Origin of the sequence: Oceanobacillus sp. FSL W7-1309 (genome assembly GCF_038002145.1) — a bacterium.
Taxonomy (GTDB): domain Bacteria; phylum Bacillota; class Bacilli; order Bacillales; family Amphibacillaceae; genus Oceanobacillus; species Oceanobacillus profundus.
In genome coordinates this window covers 1,458,239-1,479,188 of sequence record NZ_JBBOBX010000001.1, presented here as the reverse complement: position 1 = coordinate 1,479,188, position 20,950 = coordinate 1,458,239, and the positions used below count along the sequence as shown (strand labels likewise).

The window sequence follows — 20,950 nt, the reverse complement described above, 5'->3', positions numbered from 1 at the left end:
TATAACCTGTTTATATGCTTGCACACTTATAAACATTATTCACATGTGGACAGCTAAGTCGAAAAACAAAAAAAGAGACTTATATCGTTTTTAATGTTTCTTTTATATCTTCAATATCACGATTTAGATCGGAATCTTCTTCGAGTAATTTCGAAATTTTTTCGTGTGCGTGAATGACCGTCGTATGGTCTCGTCCACCAAATTCCTCTCCTATCTTTGGTAAAGAGAAATCGGTAAGCTCTCTGGAAAGATACATTGCAATTTGTCTAGGAAAGGCAATCGATTTTGTACGTTTCTTTGCTGCAAAATCTTCAATACGAATATTGTATCTTTCCGCTATAATTTCCTGTATTCCTTCAATGGTTATTACTTTAGGCTTACTGCTTGGAATAATATCCTTTAATGCATCTGCTGCAAGCGAGGCATCAATATCTTGATTAACGAGTGAGGAGTAGGCAACAACGCGGATAAGCGCTCCTTCTAATTCGCGGATATTCGTATTGATTTGATTTGCAATATAAAGCATGACCTCATTTGGTATATCAAGTCCCTCAGCCTTTGCTTTTTTTGTTAAAATTGCAATTCTCGTTTCCAAATCTGGTGGTGTAATATCGGTAATTAGTCCCCATTCAAAGCGTGATCGTAAGCGATCTTCCAATGTTGGAATTTCTTTCGGTGGACGATCACTCGAGATAATAATTTGTTTACTTTCTTCATGTAAAGCATTAAATGTATGGAAAAATTCTTCCTGTGTCGATTCTTTTCCAGCAATAAATTGAATATCATCAATTAATAGAACATCGATATTTCGATATTTATTACGGAAGCTATTGGATTTGTTGTCCATAATGGCATTGATGAATTCATTCGTAAATTTTTCAGATGTTAAATAAACAACCTTTGCTTTTGGATTATGCTCACGAACATAGTGTCCAATTGCATGCATAAGATGTGTCTTACCAAGACCAACACCACCATAAATAAAGAGTGGGTTATAAGCTTTGGCTGGCGCTTCTGCTACAGCTAAAGAAGCAGCATGAGCAAATCGATTTCCCGCACCGATTACGAATGTATCAAAAGTATATTTGGAATTTAACATAGATTTAGGCATATCATTTGTAATGGATTCGGCTTTTTGGTTTGTCACTTGTTTTGTATCTTCTACTTCCATATTTGAAGTAGGAATAATAAACTTTGTATTTAATTTTGTACCAGTGACTTCACCAAGAATATCGGATATGAGTTCTGTATACTGTGTTTCAAGCCAATCTCTAGCAAATTCATTTGGTGCAGATATAATCAATGTATTTTTTTCAATAGCTTCAGCCTTTGTATTTTTTAACCACGTATCAAAGCTGGGTTTGCTAATTTTTTCTTCAATTTTCTCTAACGTAGCAACCCACAATTCTTCGATGTTTTCCAAAATCAATCTCACTCCTTTCAAATTGGTTTACACATGTTATTTTAGGAAACAAAATTCAAATCTTGTAAGTAGCTTAGTTCCCTAAACAGCCACCTCCAGCTCCAGCATCCAGCGACTAGCGAGACTTCCATCACCTCATGACACGCTAAAGAAGACTTGCCGACTGTTAATACATGAGAATTAGTCGCACTTATACCCTTGTGGTGAAAGTTAACATTGTCTCTGTACGAATGTTCGACAGGTCGAACCACCCAAAAGTTGGGGTGCAGTCCGTACGCCGCTAACCACGTGCTTACGCTTTTGCAAATGACAGAAAAAGCCTCTCTCAATCTTGAATAAGATGGAAAGGCATATCATATATATGTTTAAAACATATCTTGACATATACGAATAGAAAATATTTAGTTATATGAAATCTATTTTGGCAGACAGGAAAATAAAAAGTTTCCTTTTTTGCATAACTACGATAGAGAGACTTGTGGATAGTAAACCATATGAATAATAAAGAAGAAAGTTGCTTATAAACGTTATCCACATGTATGTGGAAAAGGTTATTCGATGCCCTGTGAACAACTATCCACATATTATCCACAGATTGTGAATAAGTTTTATTGCTGTTTTTGATTTCCACAGGTTAAAACATAAATATAATATCAAATAAAAGTGAATAAAGCAATGGTTTTTGGATAGTTATCCACATATTCAAGACCTTGTGCATAATAACTATCCACACTACTATATTTTGTGCTTAACTTGTAAATAGGTGTTGTGGATAGAAAAAAAACCTAAAATAATTATAAACGGGCTCTGTGGATAAAGATTTTTTAAATCTAAGTTGACAGATGATGGTTGTTTTTCGTATAATGTCAAGGACTGTCTATTGATAAGTTATTATTTTTAATTTAGATATTGAAAAGGGATCCCTTGGGGAGGTGCAGAATAAATGAAAAGAACGTTTCAACCAAATAACCGTAAACGCAAAAAAGTACATGGCTTTCGTGCGCGTATGAGTACTAAAAATGGACGTAATGTTTTAGCTCGTCGTCGCCGTAAAGGAAGAAAAGTATTATCTGCATAGGCCACTGAAAAGTCAGTGGTCTTTTTCTGCTTTAAAGGATGTTCAAAAGTCCGATAAAAATGACGCATCGAACTTCTTGGTCCTTTTTATCCTCCTTTTTGAACGTAAACTGAAGCGGAAGAATGATCGGAAAAGCAGTGATTCAAGCTGCTTTTTTTATACATAATTTATTGCGGGCGATGGTGTTTGAGTATAAATAAAGGTGATAAAGATGAAGAAAGCGTTTCGTATAAAAAAAAATGAAGAATTTCAGTACCTCTTTAAACATGGGAAATCCTTTGCTAACCGACAGCTTGTTATCTATTATGTAAAGAAGATAGATCAGGAGCATTTTCGTATTGGTCTTTCTGTTGGTAAAAAAATCGGGAACGCGGTTACGCGAAATAGAATTAAACGCTTCTTAAGACAAGCCTTCCAGGATCTAGAGGATAATATCGAAAACTCCTATGATATCGTTATTATTGCTAGAAATCCAACCAAGGATATGGGCCTTGAGGAAGTAAAAAAAAGCCTGACACATTTACTGTATAAGGAGAGGCTTTTAAATAAATAGGAAAAATCTATTTAAAGATAGAATCTTACGTGTAATTAGGATAAAATAACAGGTAGAGCGTGATGAGGGTCATATGAAGGAGGAAATAAATTGCGTAAAAAGATTTTTTTGCTGATAACCTTTGTAGGTTTAATGGCAATCCTTTCTGGCTGTACGGAGATTAACGAACCGGTTACGGCCGAAAGTGAAGGAATTTGGAATACGATTTTTGTTTATCCATTATCATGGGTAATTATTAAAATAGCTGAAATTTTTAATGAAGGTTACGGATTATCGATTGTTATTGTAACAATTTTAATTCGTTTATTGATTTTACCACTAAGTATTAAACAATTAAAAAGCTCTAAAGCAATGCAAGAAATTCAGCCAAAGCTTCAAGAGCTCCAAAAGAAATATAGTTCGAAAGATGCGACTACACAGCAAAAGCTGCAGCAAGAAACGATGCAGTTATTCCAGAAAAACGGTGTAAATCCACTTGCTGGTTGTTTGCCGATTTTTGTACAAATGCCTATCCTGATTGCGATGTATCATGCGATTATGCGTACTGCCGAAATTAGTACCCATAACTTCCTATGGTTTGAACTTGGTTCACCAGATTATATTTTGCCGATTTTAACGGGGGCATTTACGTTCTTGCAACAAAAACTAATGATGTCAACAAATTCTGCATCCAAGCAAAATCCGCAAATGGCAATGCAAATGCAGGTTATGCTTTACGTAATGCCAATTATGATTGGTGTTATGGCATTCTTCTTCCCGGCAGCGTTAGCATTATACTGGGTAACAGGTAACATCTTTATGGTTGTTCAAACACTTCTCATTAACAAACCGATGATGACGAATAAGTAATGGAGGAGAAAATAGTGAGAGAAATAACTGCTAGTGGACAAACAGTCGAAGAAGCGGTCCAATCGGCATTAGAGCAGTTAAACACCACGAAGGACCAAGTAGAGATTGATATAATCGATGAAGGAAAAAAGGGTGTACTCGGCATTTTTGGATCGAAACGTGCCGTTGTCAAAGTTACAATTGCTAAAAACCCAATAAAAGAAACTGAGAAATTAATTAAAGAAATAGCAGGCAATATGAATCTTTCGGTTGAAGTGAAGACTACTGTTGAGAGCAACCAGGTGACCTATGAATTGGATGGTGCAAACATTGCAATTTTAATTGGGAAACGTGGACAAACCTTAAACGCATTGCAATACTTATTGCATCTCGCAATTAATAAGGATAAAAAAGCTTACTACACCGTTGTATTAGACGCAGAAGGATATCGCGGCAGAAGAAAAGAAACGCTCGAGTCCTTGGCACATAAAATGGCGGATAAAGCAAAGCGTCTCAATAAAAAAGTAGCACTTGAGCCAATGCCGGCTTTTGAGCGAAAAATCATTCATAGTGCATTACAAGGTATTAATGACGTTTCGACTTATTCAGATGGAGTAGAACCACATCGGCATATCGTCATTAAACCATAAAGAACCCCGCTAAAGACATTCTTTAGCGGGGTTCTGCATAAATATTACTAAAACATTAACTTAAACTAGCTCTTTTCGGCTATACCACAGTGTCGGACACTGTGGTATTTTTAGTATGTGGAAAAGTATATAAAGTAATTTTGTTATCATATTATTTAAAGGTTTTCATCAAGTTAGCAGCTTATTTGATGTAACATCTACGAGATAAATAGTAAGTTTATTCAAAAAATAACGTATAACTACAGCGAAAACAATTTCTCCATGATTAAAGAGCAGATGGCATAAAGAAATAGTTGCTAATGACATAGCCATTTTTTTATTGGATAAGAAAAGAGAATTAAGGAGGAACCAAAAGGTGAAAAAATACCATTTGCCGGGGATTATTGCACTTTTAATATTTATATCGATATGTTCTTTTCATTTTTTTCAGCCCTCCTCTATAAAGGCAGAGGAATTTAGTTTTCCTATTAATTCGGATGGAAATTTAGAGAATAGCTACATAGGAAGTTCTGTCACAACGACCGGAACAGATATAGAGGAGACTTATTGGGATACGGTTACGGACTGGTTTGATGGTGTAGGAGAAACGATTGATACAGCTTTAGAGAATATTAAAGAAGTTTTTGATAACATTGTTAGCTATATTAGTGAATTAATTACAACAGTTGACAATGCTGTCGGCGAGTTCACTGGAAACGATGATGCGACGGATGCAATAGATGACGTCAATGGTACAATTGATCAAGCAAAAGATACAATCGACGATATAAATATTGATGAAGATTCAAATGGTAATATCGTTTATCGCGTATTACGAGAAGACGAGGATCCGACGAAAGGCATTTTTGCAAAGGCTCCAGAACGCGAGCATATAACCATTGCTGGACATGTTAATAATGGCGGGAAGAAAAACTTCAAAGGGTCAAAATATATTTCAACAACGAAAAGTTTTGATATAGCACTAAAAAACGCAACATCAAACATTATGGATAAAGGCAGCGCTCATGATCTTCGAATCGTAAAAATTGATTTAAGCAAGGTAACAAATATGTATTATGATTTAACAGATCCAAAAGTTCAGGACAAGTATCTCGTAAATTCGAAAGGTGAACCTTGGGAGAAGGTTAGAAGATATGCCAATGCATCACAAGAATTATTAGTGGAATATGAAATTCCAGCTGCAGCCATTGAGCTGTTAGGTCGACCATCTGAATTACTAGAATAAGGATGGATTCTTTTATAGGAGTGTGACAAGTGTGCGTGATATAAATAAGCATATCCATAATTTTGAGGAATCAGCGTTAAATTTACTTGTTGATCTTCGAATGGGGGACGGTTTTAACGAAAAGGCGTATGAAAAGGTTGTTGAAATGCTTACTTTATTTAAAATGGAATACAAAGGAGTAAGTAGTATACCAAAAGAGGTAGCTACAACGATGGTTGAGCTTTATGGTGAACTCTATAACTTTTCGCTTAATTATGCTGGTGAAGAATCAGAACAGATCCTGAAGGCAGCTAAAAACATAAAAATAGTAATCGAAAAATGCTTGGAAGAAACAGGAGAAGCAGAACTTCAAGAGAACCAGACTTTTACAAAATTAGTCAGGTATATAAATGAAGATGGTTATTTTTTTGAAAAATTGCGTAGTGGTAAGGGATTGGATGAGCAACAATTTGAAAAAATATATCAAGAGCTGGAATCGAGCCTAAAGGAGGTTCACTCCTGGGATGCATTACCAAAAGCATTTGTAGCAATTCTGATTAACTTTTATGAAATGGATTTGTTTGTTTATGTATATCAGAATGAGTTCCATCAAGAAGAAGAGGCAGATAAAATTTATGATGCTTATGAAAGAGTATTTGAATTGATAGCTGGATAAAGAATAAAAAATCAATATCATCAACAGCTAGCGTAGTTTGATAAAATAAAAAGACGAGAGGTTATTCACATGTGGATAACCTCTCGCCTTTTTTATTGGAAGCTTACTGAAAAAAATAATTGTGGATAAGTTTATTTTTTAATGAAATTATGTTATTCTATTTTGTTAGTGACGTAAATTTAAATTATTGTCCATTGATATAGATAAAAGCTTTTAAAAAATGTTGGAGGTGATCGTGATGGAGACAGATACAATTACTGCGATATCAACCCCGATTGGTGAGGGGGCAATAGCGATTGTAAGATTGAGCGGTCCTGAGGCAGTTTCAATGACAGCACGTATTTTTAAAGGGAAAAATTTAAACCAGGTAGATTCTCATACGATTCATTATGGGAAGCTTATCGACCCAAAGACAAGTGAGATTGCTGAGGAAGTAATGGTTTCTGTGATGCGCGCACCGAAAACATTTACTCGTGAAGATGTCGTTGAAATCAACTGTCATGGTGGTATGGTAGCCGTAAACCGGGTGCTAGAGCTTATCTTAAGCATTGGTGCACGCTTGGCAGAGCCAGGAGAGTTTACAAAACGTGCATTTTTGAATGGGAGAATTGACCTTTCGCAGGCAGAGGCTGTTATGGACCTCATTCGAGCAAAAACAGACCGAGCAATGTCTGTGGCATTAAAGCAGATGGACGGTCGCTTATCCGGGTTAATTGGAAAGCTGCGTCAGGAATTGATTGAAACAGTTGCACATGTCGAAGTAAATATTGATTATCCAGAATACGATGATGTGGAAGAAATGTCCCACGAAATGATGCGTACGAAAACAAAGGAAGTTCATAAGAAGATTGATGAATTATTAAGTGTCGCAAAACAAGGGAAGATTTTACGTGAAGGTCTTGCTACAGCAATTATTGGCAGGCCAAATGTCGGAAAATCTTCGTTAATGAATACACTTGTACAGGAAAATAAAGCAATTGTTACAGATGTTCCAGGTACAACTCGTGATATAATTGAGGAATACGTCAATGTACGTGGTGTTCCGCTTCGATTGGTCGATACAGCTGGAATTCGTGAAACAGAGGATATTGTGGAACGAATTGGTGTCGAGCGTTCAAGGCAAGTATTAAAAGAGTCCGATTTAATTTTATTTGTACTAAATAACAATGATGTCTTAACAGATGAGGATTTCAAGCTCTTTGAAGCAGTAAGTGGGCTTGAATATATCGTCATTATAAATAAAACAGATCTGGAACAGAAGCTGGATATGGACCGTGTAAAAGAGCTTGTAGGAGATAGACCGCTAGTTACGACTTCTCTAATTGAAGAAGAAGGGGTAGACGAATTGGAACAAGCTATTGCTGATACATTCTTTGCAGGAGAAATTGAGACAGGCGATCTAACCTATGTTTCGAATGCAAGGCATATCCAATTACTGCAGCAAGCAAGCCTTGCGTTAGAAGATGCGATGGAAGGTATTGATCTCGGAATGCCAATGGATATCGTGCAAATTGATGTTACCCGGACATGGGAGTTTTTAGGTGAAATTATTGGAGATACTGCGAGTGACAGTTTAATTGATCAGTTATTCTCGCAGTTCTGTTTAGGAAAATAGATTGGAATAGGTATACGGAATTTAAAAATTAGAAAGGATGAATGTGATGACATACAATGCTGGTCATTATGATGTTATTGTTATTGGCGCTGGGCATGCAGGGGTCGAAGCTGGCTTTGCTGCAGCAAGAATGGGTGCCAAAACGTTAATGCTAACATTGAATATCGATATGATCGCTTTTATGCCATGTAATCCATCAATTGGTGGACCTGCTAAAGGGATTGTTGTTCGAGAAATTGATGCCCTCGGTGGAATCATGGGGAAAGTGATTGATAAAAGCTACATCCAAATGCGGATGTTAAATACCGGAAAAGGTCCAGCTGTGCAAGCTTTACGTGCACAAGCTGATAAGCCAATATATATGCGCGAAATGAAAAAGCTTATTGAAAATGAAAAGAATTTGACTGTTCGTCAAGGAATGGTAGATTCTTTAATTGTTGAGGATGGTGTATGTAAAGGCGTTGTCACAGAATCAAAGGCAACGTATACTGCAGAAGCTGTCATTGTTACGACAGGAACATTTATGCGTGGTAAAGTATTGATGGGGCATTTGGAATATGAAAGTGGTCCAAATAACCAACGTGTTTCTGTGAAGCTTTCTGAGAACTTAGAGGAGCTTGGTTTTGAATTAACACGATTTAAAACAGGTACACCGCCACGTGTTAATAGTCACACGGTTGATTACTCCAAAACGGAAATCCAGCCAGGAGATGACAATCCACAGTCATTCTCCTATGAAACAACGGAACAAATTACGGATCAGCTTCCATGCTGGTTAACCTATACCAATGAATTTACGCACCAAGTAATTAACGACAATTTAGGTTTCTCCGCGATGTATTCCGGTGCAAAACGTGGAACAGGTGCACGTTACTGCCCGTCAATTGAGGATAAAATTGTTCGTTTTAATGATAAACCGCGTCATCAAATCTTCTTAGAGCCAGAAGGCAGAGATACGGAAGAGGTTTATGTGCAAGGTTTATCTACTTCATTACCTGAATCTGTTCAGGAAGAGATGTTAAAAACAGTACCAGGTCTTGAAAATGCCGTTATTATGCGTGCTGGCTATGCGATTGAATACGATGCGGTCGTACCTACCCAGCTTTGGCCAACATTAGAAACAAAGAAAATTCCAGGATTGTATACAGCAGGACAAATTAATGGTACCTCTGGCTATGAAGAAGCTGCAGGGCAGGGGATTATGGCTGGTATTAACGCGGCAGCGAAAGTACTTGGTAAAGAGCCAGTTATTTTAGATCGTTCTCAAGCATATATCGGTGTTCTAATTGATGACTTAGTTACCAAAGGCACAAATGAGCCGTATCGCTTATTAACGTCACGTGCGGAATATCGTTTATTGCTCCGTCATGATAATGCTGATTTACGTTTGACAGATATGGGATATGAGCTAGGGTTAATCTCTGAAGAACGTTACGCTAAATTCCAACAGAAGAAAAGTTTCGTAGAACTGGAGAAAAAACGACTTAAAAAACTTACAATTAAGCCAACGGAGGCAGTAAATGCGATTATGGAAAGTGCGGGAGCTACTCCATTAAAGGAACCAGTAAAAGCTTATGATTTGCTGAAGCGTCCAGAGCTAAGCTATGATCATATTGAACAAATGATAGAAGCGAATACGGAATTGAGTCCTGAAATGCGCGAACAGGTAGCAATTCAAGTGAAGTATGAAGGCTATATTAAAAAAGCAAATGAGCAAGTAGAGCGAATGTTAAAAATGGAAGACAAGAAGATTCCAGATGATATTGACTATGATGCTATCCATGGATTGGCAACAGAAGCGGTAGAGAAGCTGAAAAAAGTTCGTCCACTCTCTGTAGGTCAAGCGTCTCGAATCTCTGGTGTTAACCCTGCCGATATATCCATCTTGCTTGTATATATTCAACAGGGAAATATTGCACGAATTGCAAATTAAAATGAGGTGGAGATAGCGACGTATGAATAAGGTACGTCGCTATTCTTCCATTACATAGAAGGGACTAGTTGATTAATGAATCCAGAACAATTTGTAGCTGCACTAGGTGAACAGGGAATTGAGTTAACAGATGCACAACGTGAGCAATTTTCAACTTACTTTCGAATATTAGTAGAATGGAATGAAAAAATAAATTTAACAGCGATTACAGACGAAGAGGGTGTCTATTTAAAGCATTTCTATGACTGTATTACAGCTGCATTTCATTATGATTTAAGAGAAGAATTACATATTTGTGATGTTGGAGCCGGTGCTGGATTTCCAAGTATTCCACTGAAAATCTGTTTTCCACACTTAAAGGTTACGATAGTTGACTCATTACAAAAGCGAATTGGATTTTTGAATCATTTGGCAGCAGCGTTAAATTTAACGAATGTAGCTTTTTATCATGATCGAGCGGAGACTTTCGGCAAAAACAGTTCGTTTCGAGAATCTTTTGATATCGTAACTGCAAGAGCGGTTGCAAGAATGTCTGTACTTAGTGAGTTATGTTTGCCATTAGTGAAAAAAACGGGGGCTTTTATTGCGATGAAGGGTGCGCAAGCGAAAGAAGAGCTACAAATAGGAGAGAAAGCTATTGAGCTACTTGGCGGAGAAGTAGAAGCGATTCATACCTTTGCACTACCACAAGAGGAAAGTGAACGCTCTATTGTTGTTATTCGCAAAAAACGAAAGACACCAAAAAAATATCCAAGAAAAGCTGGTCTTCCAAACAAAGAACCAATTGAATAATAGCATTATTATTTTGAAATTCGTATAGAAAAGACACCACCTGCTATACGAATTTCCTTTTTTATTGCAGGAAACTATAAAATTTGAATGCTGTGGATAACTTAGTTACCTAAACGGCTACGTCCAGATCCAGCGCCCAGCGACTAGCGAGACTTCCCTCACCTCCGTACGATAAAGAAGACTTGCCGACTGGCTGTGCCAGAGGCTTAGTCGCACTTATACCCTTGTGGTGAAAGTCAACATCGACTCCCTGCGGTCGCCGTGTTTCCTTTATCTCCTACGTAGGAATGTTCGACAGGTCGAACCACCCCAAAGTTCGGGGCGCAGTCCGTACGTCGCTAAACGGGCGCTTGCGCTTTTGTTCTTTAAATGAACAAATCGTTTTTCACGAAAGATTCATTACTTTTTTGAGGACAAATGTGGTAAAATAAATGTAATATAAGGTAAGTATATTTCGCACAGCAGCAGAATGCTGGCGCGTTTTTTCTTGTAAATTCCTTTTTATCACGCATTAACGGTTTATAATAACCCCTCTCAGCTTGAGAAAGATAAAAAATGTGAAAATGGGAGACGTATGGAACCCCACTGAATGAAGTTTTACTTTATGCTATACTTGATTTAAATTAGACATTCAATTGTTTCACGTGAAACAATTTTTATACATAGATGATTTTATTTTGTTAAATTATGAAGGTGGTGTCAGGTAAGTGGTACATCCTTTTAATCGGATATTTGGTTTAGGGGATAAAGGAACCCCTGAATTAGAGGAGACGGAGGAATTTAATCCAGATGAAGTGATTCAGCTTCCAGTAGATCGAATTCAAGCGAACCGTTTCCAACCAAGAACTATTTTTAATGAAGAAAAGATAAAGGAATTGGCTCAAACCATTCATACTCATGGAATGATCCAGCCAATTGTAGTAAGAAAGCTAGATGAAGAAAAATTTGAGCTGATTGCTGGTGAACGAAGGTGGAGAGCTGTTCAATCCCTAGGTTGGGAGAAGGTATCTGTCATCATTCGGGATATGTCTGATGCAGAGACAGCTTCTGTGGCACTAATTGAAAACTTACAACGGGAGGAATTAACCGTTATAGAAGAAGCATTAGCATATGCGAAGCTATTAGAGCTACATTCATTGACTCAAGAGGCATTGGCGCAGCGGTTAGGTAAAAATCAATCAACGATTGCAAATAAGCTAAGACTTTTAAAGCTTCCAGAGGAAGTGCAAACAGCTTTATTAAATAAAACGATAACAGAAAGACATGCACGAGCTTTAATCAAGCTTAAGGAACCGGAACAGCAATTGCACGTTTTGCAGGTCATTATGGATAACGATTTGAATGTGAAACAAACAGAAGAACGAATTGCTAAAATGAATGAGCCGAAAGAGCAAACAAAGAAACGTCCAAAATTAAAAGGTGTCAATAAGGATATTCGGATAGCAATGAATACCATTCGACAATCCTTAAACATGGTGTCAGATACCGGAGTAGAAGTGGAATCGGATGAAAAAGAGTTAGACGATTACTATCAAATTACGATTAAAATACCTAAAAAGAAATAATACTTATCATACTATTTAACATTAGCCCATCTTTGTCGAAAAGGTGGGTATTTTGCATAACCAGTTCGTTTTTTAGTTGATAAATTGCCATTTTATCATTACAATTTCACAAAAAAAGAAAAAAAGATAGTCGCTTCTATTCATTTAGTGATAATATAGTATGTATATAGTTAGGTAGGTGTCAACATGGGAAAAATATTGGCCATCGCAAATCAAAAAGGTGGCGTTGGAAAGACAACTTCGTCCGTAAACCTTAGTGCTTGTCTTGCTTCTTTAGGGAATAAAGTATTACTTGTTGATACAGATCCACAAGGAAATGCAACAAGTGGGGTAGGAGTTAATAAAGCAGACGCTAGTAACTGTGTTTATAATGTGCTTGTTGAAGATTTACCTGCAGAAGAGGTAATTGTTTCGACAAATATAGACAATTTAGATATTATACCTGCAACCATTCAATTGGCTGGTGCAGAAATTGAATTAGTTCCTATTATCTCAAGGGAAATTCGTTTAAAAAGGGCACTTGAAAGTTTAAAAGAAAACTATGATTATATCATTATAGATTGCCCGCCTTCTTTGGGGTTATTAACCATTAATGCACTGACTGCCTCTGATTCTGTCATGATTCCAGTCCAGTGTGAATATTATGCGTTGGAAGGACTTAGTCAATTGCTTAACACCATTCGTCTTGTTCAAAAACATTTGAACAAACAATTGATGATTGAAGGTGTATTACTAACAATGCTTGATGCAAGAACAAATCTAGGTATTCAAGTGATTGAAGAGGTTAAAAAATACTTTCAAGATAAAGTCTATAAAACAATTATACCGAGGAATGTAAGATTAGGAGAGGCTCCAAGTCATGGAATGCCAATTATCAGTTATGATCCAAAATCCCGAGGTGCAGAGGTTTATCTTGAATTAGCGAGGGAAGTGATGGCAAATGGCGAAAGGGTTGGGTAAAGGACTTAATGCTTTGTTTCTGAATGAAAACGAGCAAGAAGAAGCTGGTTCAATAGAAGAAATTGCTATCACAGAATGTAGGCCAAATCCTTATCAACCGAGAAAAACATTTCATGCAGATGCAATCGAGGAAATGAAAGAGTCTATCTTAGAGTATGGCATTATTCAACCTTTGGTTGCGCGCAAAAGTATTAAAGGGTATGAAATTGTTGTAGGTGAAAGACGTTTTCGGGCTGCTAAAGAAGCTGGTTTAAAAACAATCCCAGTCATTGTCAAAGAGCTAACGGATGAAAAAATGATGGAGATTGCTCTGTTAGAAAACTTACAGCGTGAAGACCTTACACCAATTGAAGAAGCTCATGCCTATGCAAACTTGATGACGGAGTTAAAAATTACACAAGAAGAGCTGTCAAGGAGATTAGGAAAGAGTCGTCCACATATTGCGAATATGGTTCGTTTGCTTTCATTGCCAGATCAGGTTGTTGCCTATATTAATAACGGAGAGTTATCAATGGGGCATGGACGCGCCCTCTTAGGTTTAAAAGACAAGGATAAGTTATTCCCGCTGGTAAATAAAATTCGTCATGAAAAACTAAATGTCCGTCAGGTTGAGAAATTAATTATCCAGTTGAATGAAAAACAGCCAGCAAAAAAGGAAAAACCGAAAAAAGACGTTTTTCTGGAAGAACAAGAGACGGTATTGAGAGAGCGATTAGGTACGGCGGTTAATATCCAAAAAGGTAAACGTAAAGGAAAAATCGAAATTGAATTTTACACGGATGATGATTTAAATCGTCTTATCGAATATTTAAATAAATAGGGTATTTAGAAAGACTGATCGTTTCTACTATCAGTCTTTCATTTTATTTAAAGAAGGTTAATGGAAGATGTTCCACGTGAAACATTCACGGTGAGATACTTGCCAGGGCCACGGTCTCAGACCTTTTCCTGTACTATTTTCAACCGGATAAGGAATACCCGGTTGATATTGCATTAGATTTTCGAAGATACACCGCCCTTAAATTACATATAACGAAAAAAATGGTGGAGAGATAGAAATGATTTTATTTGGTACATTAGTAAATGGAGCACTCATACTTATAGGTTGTATTTTTGGATTGTTTTTCACGAAGATACCTGAAAGATACAAAGAAACGGTTATGCACGGTATTGGACTTGCTGTTGTATTGATAGGTTTGCAAATGGCATTGGTAGGCGACCAAATTATAATTGTCCTATTAAGTCTTCTTACTGGGGCAATAATTGGTGAATTTACTCATTTGGAAGAGGGGCTAAATCGTCTTGGCTATTGGGTAGGCAGTAAATTCACGAATAGAGATAGTGATACAAGCATCGCCCAAGGCTTTATTACAGCAACATTGATATTTTGTATTGGCGCAATGGCTATTATTGGTGCATTGGATAGTGGGATACGAGGCGATCACGAAGTGCTTATTACAAAAGGGGTAATTGATGGTTTTACTGCACTTGTATTAACAACAACATTAGGATTTGGTGTAATATTATCGGTAATACCGGTTGTTCTCTACCAAGGTATAATTGCGCTGGTTGCAACACAAATTGAGAGATTGTTACCTGAAGAATTTTTAAATGGATTGATTGTAGAAGTTACAGCTGTTGGTGGTTTATTAATCGTAGCAATTGGTTTAAATCTATTAAAAATCACAAAAATTCGCATCGGTAATTTATTGCCTGCGATTGTGACGGTAGGAATTATTTATTATATCTATTCGCTTTTATAAAATAAATTGATACATCGATCCATTTAATACTGGCAAAGGAAGTGTCCATACATACTTCCTTTGCCAGTATTTTTTTGGTAACCTTTCGTTTTGAAAGGGGCATGGTAGGATTTATTACTTTTCTAGTGAATATAGCACATAAATAATAAGCAGAAAATTATACGGTCCACTTCTTGACCGGGTGTTTCTTTGAAATAACCACGGTAGGCGAATAATTATAAGTAAGCTGCTGATCGATGTTGCTTAAAATCCCGGTTATTTTTTTTGCCATATCCATAACAACGGATAATCTCGTGTTTTGTAAAATAGAATGCTCCATAAATCCACTAATATTGACTACTCCTGTAATGTTCATATCTCCAATAGTAGGTAAAGCTTTATTTAAAGCCGCTCCTGGCTTTAAAGGGGCTTTTTCCGTAATGATATGACCAATCGAGGAATTCCTTCCGAGACAAGCATCTATTGCGATAATAAAAGGGTTGCGATGATTCTCTTTTACAATGGTAATCGCTTCTTGCATATTTACAGCATGCACAGGATCATGAACCGTCCCATAAACATGCAAATGCTTTGGTTTTGTTTCTTTAAGAAATGTACCGGTTAATGGACCAAGTGCATCTCCGGTCGATCGATCTGTTCCAATACATAAGATGATATATTCCCGCGGGGCATCTGGGAACCAGGATAGTATTTTTTCGCACATTAAATGGGAAAGCTCGGAATCCGTATAAGGCATACGGAAAGTCTCTATTGGCTGCTCAAATCGATTCTTTAAATACATAGCTTATCCTCCACAAACATATTGGTATAGTATACGGATTATTTTGCCGTTCTATACATACAAATGCCTTAAAATATTGGAGGAATAGTAGATGATTTTTGCTGGGTTGAAATGGATGTTTCTAATCATTGGAACGACAATTGGTGCTGGATATGCATCTGGGGCGGAGTTATGGCAGTTTTTTGGCCATGAAAGCAGTTTGGCGATTGTTTTGTTTAGTGTTTTCTTTTCGATTTGCTGTATGGTGATTATGGAAATTAGCTATCGATTAAAATCATCGCATTATTTGCCTGTATTAGAGGAAATAGTTGGTGCTAGGTTAACGGGTGTATTTGATGTTATGATTTTATTATACTTATTTACAACAACGATTGTTATGATTGCTGGCAGTGGTGCAACTGGACAGGCGTTTAATTACTCCTATTGGTGGGGTATAGGTATTATTGTAGTTGCACTCATGTTATTATTTTTAAAAGGCGTGAATGGGCTGCTGCAAGTGAATCAGTTTATTTTACCGATTATGCTTGTGGGCATGCTTGCTATTCTGATTATGTTTACGGTTGATCAGGAATTAGCGCTATTCTCACACTGGCATGAACAACGAAATTGGATGGCTGCTTTTCCATTTACCGCCCTGAATATTCTTCCGCTTGTAGCCGTGCTTGGAGCAATTGGAAATAAAGTGCGGTCTAGAAATGAGATTATTTTTGCGTGCGTAGGCAGTGGCTTGATATTAGGTGTAATTTCCTTTATTTATAATAATAGTCTAATTCAAATTGCAGAAGAGATTTTACTGTATGAGATTCCATTATTTGCGATATTAAAGCATTATCCGATGGAGATACTGGTATTTATGTCAGTTATGCTATGGTTTGCGATCTTTACGACAGCTGCTGCTGGTATGCTTGGAATCGCGACACGACTGCAGCAGTATTTCCAAAAACCGTTATTCCTAATTGTAATGCTTACATTAATCATTATGATTCCCCTAACTACCTTTGGTTTCTCTACATTAATACGTGTGATTTATCCACTATATGGGATTCTCAATTTGTATATATTGACAAGACTATTATTATATCCAATTTGGAAACGTATGGAGAAGGTTAGATAGAATGTTTGGAGGTTTTACTATGGATGAAATTAACGATCAAGTAACAAATGTATGGGATTATATAACAGGTCCAGAACTATGGAGAATATTGTTGTCTTCAGCTTTACAGATTATCATCATTATTTGTCTAGCATTGATTATCGTTAAGGTAACGAGAAAGCTGGTTGATAAGTTATTTGTCAATCGAACTACAGGTCCAATCCGTATTTCGGAACGACGAGAAAACACACTGAAAAAGCTAATTAAAAATGTGGTAGCATATGTAGTATACTTTATGGCCATCGTAATGATTTTAGGCGTGTTTGAGTTTGATATTGGTCCACTACTTGCCGGTGCTGGTGTCCTTGGTTTAGCAATTGGTTTCGGTGCACAGAACCTCGTGCGAGATATTATTTCAGGGTTCTTCATTATCTTTGAAGATCAGTTTTCTGTCGGTGACTATGTAGCCGTTGCAGGTATAGAAGGCACGGTAGAAGAAATCGGTCTTCGTACAACGAAGGTACTGAGCTGGACAGGGGAGATGAATATCATCCCGAACGGAAATTTAACACAGGTGACCAATTATTCGGTTCATAATGGGTTATCGATTGTAGATATAAATATTCCATACGAGAGTGATGTTGCTGATGTGGAAAGGATTATTCAGGAAGTTGCTGTAACGTTACCGGAAAAGTATGATTTTTTAGTCGGAACACCAGAAATAATCGGGGTACAAAATTTAGACGTCTCCCATTTTGTAATTCGAGTTATTGCTGATACATTACCAGGTTTCCAATGGGCTGGTGAGCGAAATATTCGGAAGGAGCTCCAAGATAAATTATATAAATCTGGCATTGAACTCCCATCACCACGTGTTGTTTTATACTCAAAGGAAGAGAGAGAAGACTTAAAACGTGAAAATAGAGGGCAGAGCCATTAAAATTTGGATATAATGTATGTAAAAAAGGAGATCCAAAAATGGAGAAAGAATTTAATTTGAATGATGTTGTAGAGATGAAAAAGCCCCATCCATGTGGAGAAAACCGTTGGAAAATTATTCGTATGGGAATGGACATCCGGATTAAATGCCTTGGCTGCGATCATAGTGTGATGATTCCGCGAAGGGAATTCGTTAAAAAGCTGAAAAGAGTACTGGAAAAAGCGGAGAGTTAGGGGTTTGATGGAGTAGGGATTGTATAACTAAAATAGCTAATTTTTGAAATTAGTTAAAATTGACTACACACTACTAAAAATAGTATTATATTCTTATAAAGAGATACGAAAAACCAAAAGTAATAGGGTAAATGTGCAAAAATAGGTATACTTAGTGTACCTATTTTTGTTTTTTACTTACTTGTCTTTTTAGTAGCCACTATTCTATAATTGGAGTACAAACGCGTTTTATGAATGGAATCCTTAAGGAGTGAAAGTTTAATGTCTTTAACAGCAGGAATCGTAGGTCTTCCGAACGTGGGAAAGTCCACGCTTTTCAATGCAATCACACAAGCTGGAGCTGAAGCAGCGAACTACCCGTTTGCAACGATCGATCCAAATGTGGGAATTGTAGAAGTACCTGACGAACGTTTAAATAAATTAACAGAATTAGTAAAACCGAAGAAAACTGTCCCAACTGCCTTTGAGTTTACGGATATTGCCGGGATTGTAAAAGGTGCGAGTAAAGGGGAAGGGTTAGGGAACCAGTTTCTCTCTCACATTCGCCAGGTGGATGCAATTTGTCAAGTCGTCCGTTGCTTTGTTGATGAGAATATTACACACGTATCTGGAAAGGTAGATCCAATTGATGATATTGAAATCATCAATCTTGAATTAATTCTTGCTGATTTAGAAACGGTAAATAAACGTTTCCAGCGTGTCGAGAAGCTGGCTAGACAGAAGGATAAGGAAGCTGTTATTGAGCATGACATCCTTGTAACCCTAAAAGAGGGTCTGGAAGCAGAAAGACCTGTAAGAGCATTGGAATTTACAGATGAACAATGGAAAATTGTAAAAGGGCTGCATTTGTTAACAAGCAAGCCAATCCTCTATGTAGCGAATGTAAGTGAAGATGAGGTTGCAGATCCAGATTCAAATGAAAATGTACAAAAGGTAAGAGATTATGCTGCAAACGAAAATGCAGAAGTAATTGTCATTTGTGCAAAAATTGAAGAGGAAATCTCCGAGCTTGACCAAGACGAAAAAGGTATGTTCCTTGAAGATTTAGGAATTGAAGAATCTGGTTTAGACAAGCTGATTAAAGCTTCTTATAGCTTATTAGGATTAGCAACTTACTTTACTGCTGGAGAGCAAGAAGTCCGAGCCTGGACATTCCGCAAAGGGATTAAGGCACCACAAGCAGCAGGTATTATTCATACAGACTTTGAAAGAGGTTTTATTCGTGCTGAAACAGTTTCCTATACAGACCTTGTGGAAGCTGGTTCGATGGGACATGCACGAGAAAAAGGAAAGGTTCGATTAGAAGGAAAAGAATATATCGTTCAAGATGGCGATGTTATTCACTTCCGCTTTAATGTATAAGCAGGAATATAAAATTTAAAAACGTACAATTAGGTATCTCTCGAATACTTGTCAAACAAAACAGGATTTGGTATAATACGTTATTGTGAGTAATTAGATTATGATTATTCCTTGCTCCTATTATGTTGAACAACTGTTTTAAGATAGATAGGGGCCGCTAAGACCAAAAGGAGGTGTAACGGATGAGAAAATACGAAATCATGTACATCATCCGCCCAGACATTGAAGAGGATGCTCAAACAGCTTTAGTTGAGCGTTTCAACAAGATCTTAACAGATAATGGCGCGGAGATCGCAAAAGTGGAAGAAAAAGGCAAGAAGCGTCTTGCTTATGAAATCCAAGACTACCGTGATGGATATTATGTTCTTATTAACTTCAGCAGTGGCGAAGAAGCTGTTAACGAGTTTGACCGTCTTGCTAAGTTCTCTGATGATATTATTCGTCATATTGCAATTCGAGATGAAAAATAATAAGGAGTGGTTCTGATGTTAAATCGTGTCGTACTAGTAGGCAGGTTAACGAGGGATCCTGATTTACGTTATACACCAAATGGCGTGGCAGTAGCCAACTTTACGATTGCTGTTAATCGTCCCTTTTCTAACCAACAAGGAAATAGAGAAGCAGATTTTATTAACTGTGTCGTTTGGCGTAGACCAGCAGAAAACCTGGCAAACTTCATGAAAAAAGGTAGTATGATCGGTGTAGATGGTCGAGTTCAAACACGTTCATTTGAAGGACAAGATGGAAAAACCGTATATGTGACTGAAATTGTTGCAGATAGTGTACAATTTTTGGAATCAAAAGGTTCTTCTTCTGGCGGACAGGATTCGCAAGGTTACCAGCAAAATAGAAATCAGAACCAATTTCAAAATCAGAATCAATACCAACCGAATCAAAACCAAAATCAGTTTCAACCAAATAATAACCAACCACAAGACGATCCATTTAAGAATAATGGAGAGCCTATCGATATATCAGACGATGATTTACCGTTTTAGAACGGGTAAAGTGAATTTAAAAAGGAGGGGTATCAATGGCAGCTCGTCGTGGACGCGCAAAGCGTCGTAAAGTGTGTTATTTCACAGCGAACGGAATCACACACATCGATTACAAAGATGTAGACTTGCTTAGACGTTTCATTTCTGAACGTGGAAAAATTCTTCCTCGTCGTGTAACTGGAACTTCTGCAAAATACCAACGTAAACTTACAATTGCAATCAAACGTGCTCGTACAATGGCTTTATTACCATATGTAGCTGAGTAATAATAATACCTCAAAATTATTTCGAGTTACCTCTCGTTTAATTTTGAGGTATTTTATTTTGATTAAATTATTATATTGATGTATGTTTTTTTATTTTTTTGCAACCTTTTTGGATAATCGGCTATTTAAACTAATGCGATCTTTGGACTGATATGATAACACTAGGATAAATGTGTCATAATAGAGTCTAAGGGGATCGCATTTTTTAATTGTTTAACTATGCATTCAAATCATAAA

General features: G+C 37.0%; 22 protein-coding genes. 20 read left to right on the top strand and 2 right to left on the bottom strand.

The features are described 5' to 3' along the window. Positions 1-79 precede the first annotated feature (79 nt). On the bottom strand, positions 80-1,423 hold the full coding sequence (dnaA, locus tag NST46_RS06755) for a chromosomal replication initiator protein DnaA (protein ID WP_095313991.1): 1,344 nt from the start codon (positions 1,421-1,423) through the stop codon (positions 80-82). 943 nt (positions 1,424-2,366) lie between these two features. Here dnaA and rpmH point away from each other — a divergent pair. The 13 genes from rpmH to NST46_RS06690 all read left to right on the top strand — a co-directional run bounded on the left by rpmH (position 2,367) and on the right by NST46_RS06690 (position 15,040). Beyond that, a complete protein-coding gene (gene rpmH / locus NST46_RS06750) occupies positions 2,367-2,501 on the top strand; it encodes a 50S ribosomal protein L34 (protein WP_011067894.1) in 135 nt (44 codons plus the stop codon). A gap of 211 nt (positions 2,502-2,712) precedes the next feature. Continuing rightward, entirely contained in the window at positions 2,713-3,054 is a 342-nt protein-coding gene (gene rnpA / locus NST46_RS06745) for a ribonuclease P protein component (RefSeq protein WP_095313992.1), read from the top strand. 132 nt (positions 3,055-3,186) lie between these two features. Then, positions 3,187-3,903, top strand: a complete 717-nt coding sequence (gene yidC, locus NST46_RS06740) for a membrane protein insertase YidC (protein ID WP_379602079.1) — start codon at positions 3,187-3,189, stop codon at positions 3,901-3,903. A 14-nt stretch (positions 3,904-3,917) separates the two neighbouring features. Further along, positions 3,918-4,532: an RNA-binding cell elongation regulator Jag/EloR gene (gene jag, locus NST46_RS06735; RefSeq protein WP_095313995.1), complete on the top strand. Its 615-nt coding sequence runs from the start codon at positions 3,918-3,920 to the stop codon at positions 4,530-4,532. A gap of 355 nt (positions 4,533-4,887) precedes the next feature. After that, positions 4,888-5,757, top strand: coding sequence for a DUF7587 domain-containing protein (locus tag NST46_RS06730; RefSeq protein WP_095313996.1), 870 nt, complete (start codon positions 4,888-4,890; stop codon positions 5,755-5,757). A 31-nt stretch (positions 5,758-5,788) separates the two neighbouring features. Next, complete coding sequence (locus tag NST46_RS06725; RefSeq protein WP_341136972.1) at positions 5,789-6,412, top strand: hypothetical protein; 624 nt, start codon at positions 5,789-5,791, stop codon at positions 6,410-6,412. Positions 6,413-6,650: 238 nt separating this feature from the next. Then, the gene (gene mnmE / locus NST46_RS06720) at positions 6,651-8,027 is read left to right on the top strand and encodes a tRNA uridine-5-carboxymethylaminomethyl(34) synthesis GTPase MnmE (protein WP_095314000.1); all 1,377 of its coding nucleotides are present in this window, start codon (positions 6,651-6,653) and stop codon (positions 8,025-8,027) included. 46 nt (positions 8,028-8,073) lie between these two features. Next, positions 8,074-9,960, top strand: a complete 1,887-nt coding sequence (gene mnmG, locus NST46_RS06715; protein ID WP_251659716.1) for a tRNA uridine-5-carboxymethylaminomethyl(34) synthesis enzyme MnmG — start codon at positions 8,074-8,076, stop codon at positions 9,958-9,960. Between the two features lie 75 nt (positions 9,961-10,035). Then, entirely contained in the window at positions 10,036-10,752 is a 717-nt protein-coding gene (gene rsmG / locus NST46_RS06710; protein ID WP_095314004.1) for a 16S rRNA (guanine(527)-N(7))-methyltransferase RsmG, read from the top strand. A gap of 707 nt (positions 10,753-11,459) precedes the next feature. Beyond that, complete coding sequence (gene noc / locus NST46_RS06705; RefSeq protein ID WP_118889306.1) at positions 11,460-12,317, top strand: nucleoid occlusion protein; 858 nt, start codon at positions 11,460-11,462, stop codon at positions 12,315-12,317. 186 nt (positions 12,318-12,503) lie between these two features. After that, a complete protein-coding gene (locus tag NST46_RS06700) occupies positions 12,504-13,277 on the top strand; it encodes a ParA family protein (RefSeq protein WP_118889307.1) in 774 nt (257 codons plus the stop codon). Next, a complete protein-coding gene (locus tag NST46_RS06695) occupies positions 13,258-14,097 on the top strand; it encodes a ParB/RepB/Spo0J family partition protein (RefSeq protein WP_118889308.1) in 840 nt (279 codons plus the stop codon). The genes NST46_RS06700 and NST46_RS06695 overlap by 20 nt, the downstream gene beginning before the upstream one ends. 238 nt (positions 14,098-14,335) lie before the next feature. Further along, a complete protein-coding gene (locus NST46_RS06690; RefSeq protein WP_118889309.1) occupies positions 14,336-15,040 on the top strand; it encodes a DUF554 domain-containing protein in 705 nt (234 codons plus the stop codon). A gap of 157 nt (positions 15,041-15,197) precedes the next feature. On the opposite strand, the gene yyaC is transcribed toward NST46_RS06690, so the two are convergent. Next, on the bottom strand, positions 15,198-15,821 hold the full coding sequence (yyaC, locus tag NST46_RS06685; protein ID WP_095314012.1) for a spore protease YyaC: 624 nt from the start codon (positions 15,819-15,821) through the stop codon (positions 15,198-15,200). 91 nt (positions 15,822-15,912) lie between these two features. On the opposite strand from yyaC, the gene NST46_RS06680 reads away from it, so the two are divergent. The 7 genes from NST46_RS06680 (at position 15,913) to rpsR (ending at position 20,713) form a co-directional block, all read left to right on the top strand. Beyond that, positions 15,913-16,935, top strand: a complete 1,023-nt coding sequence (locus tag NST46_RS06680; protein WP_095314014.1) for a YkvI family membrane protein — start codon at positions 15,913-15,915, stop codon at positions 16,933-16,935. Positions 16,936-16,954: 19 nt separating this feature from the next. Continuing rightward, positions 16,955-17,854 (top strand): mechanosensitive ion channel family protein, encoded by a 900-nt coding sequence (locus NST46_RS06675; RefSeq protein ID WP_340002641.1) that lies wholly within the window; start codon positions 16,955-16,957, stop codon positions 17,852-17,854. 38 nt (positions 17,855-17,892) lie between these two features. Then, entirely contained in the window at positions 17,893-18,087 is a 195-nt protein-coding gene (locus NST46_RS06670) for a DUF951 domain-containing protein (RefSeq protein ID WP_095314018.1), read from the top strand. 261 nt (positions 18,088-18,348) lie between these two features. Further along, positions 18,349-19,449 (top strand): redox-regulated ATPase YchF, encoded by a 1,101-nt coding sequence (gene ychF / locus NST46_RS06665; RefSeq protein WP_095314020.1) that lies wholly within the window; start codon positions 18,349-18,351, stop codon positions 19,447-19,449. Positions 19,450-19,631: 182 nt separating this feature from the next. Beyond that, positions 19,632-19,919, top strand: coding sequence for a 30S ribosomal protein S6 (rpsF, locus tag NST46_RS06660; protein ID WP_095314021.1), 288 nt, complete (start codon positions 19,632-19,634; stop codon positions 19,917-19,919). Between the two features lie 15 nt (positions 19,920-19,934). Further along, positions 19,935-20,447, top strand: coding sequence for a single-stranded DNA-binding protein (gene ssb / locus NST46_RS06655; RefSeq protein WP_095314023.1), 513 nt, complete (start codon positions 19,935-19,937; stop codon positions 20,445-20,447). A 35-nt stretch (positions 20,448-20,482) separates the two neighbouring features. Further along, entirely contained in the window at positions 20,483-20,713 is a 231-nt protein-coding gene (gene rpsR / locus NST46_RS06650) for a 30S ribosomal protein S18 (protein ID WP_095314025.1), read from the top strand. Positions 20,714-20,950 lie beyond the last annotated feature (237 nt).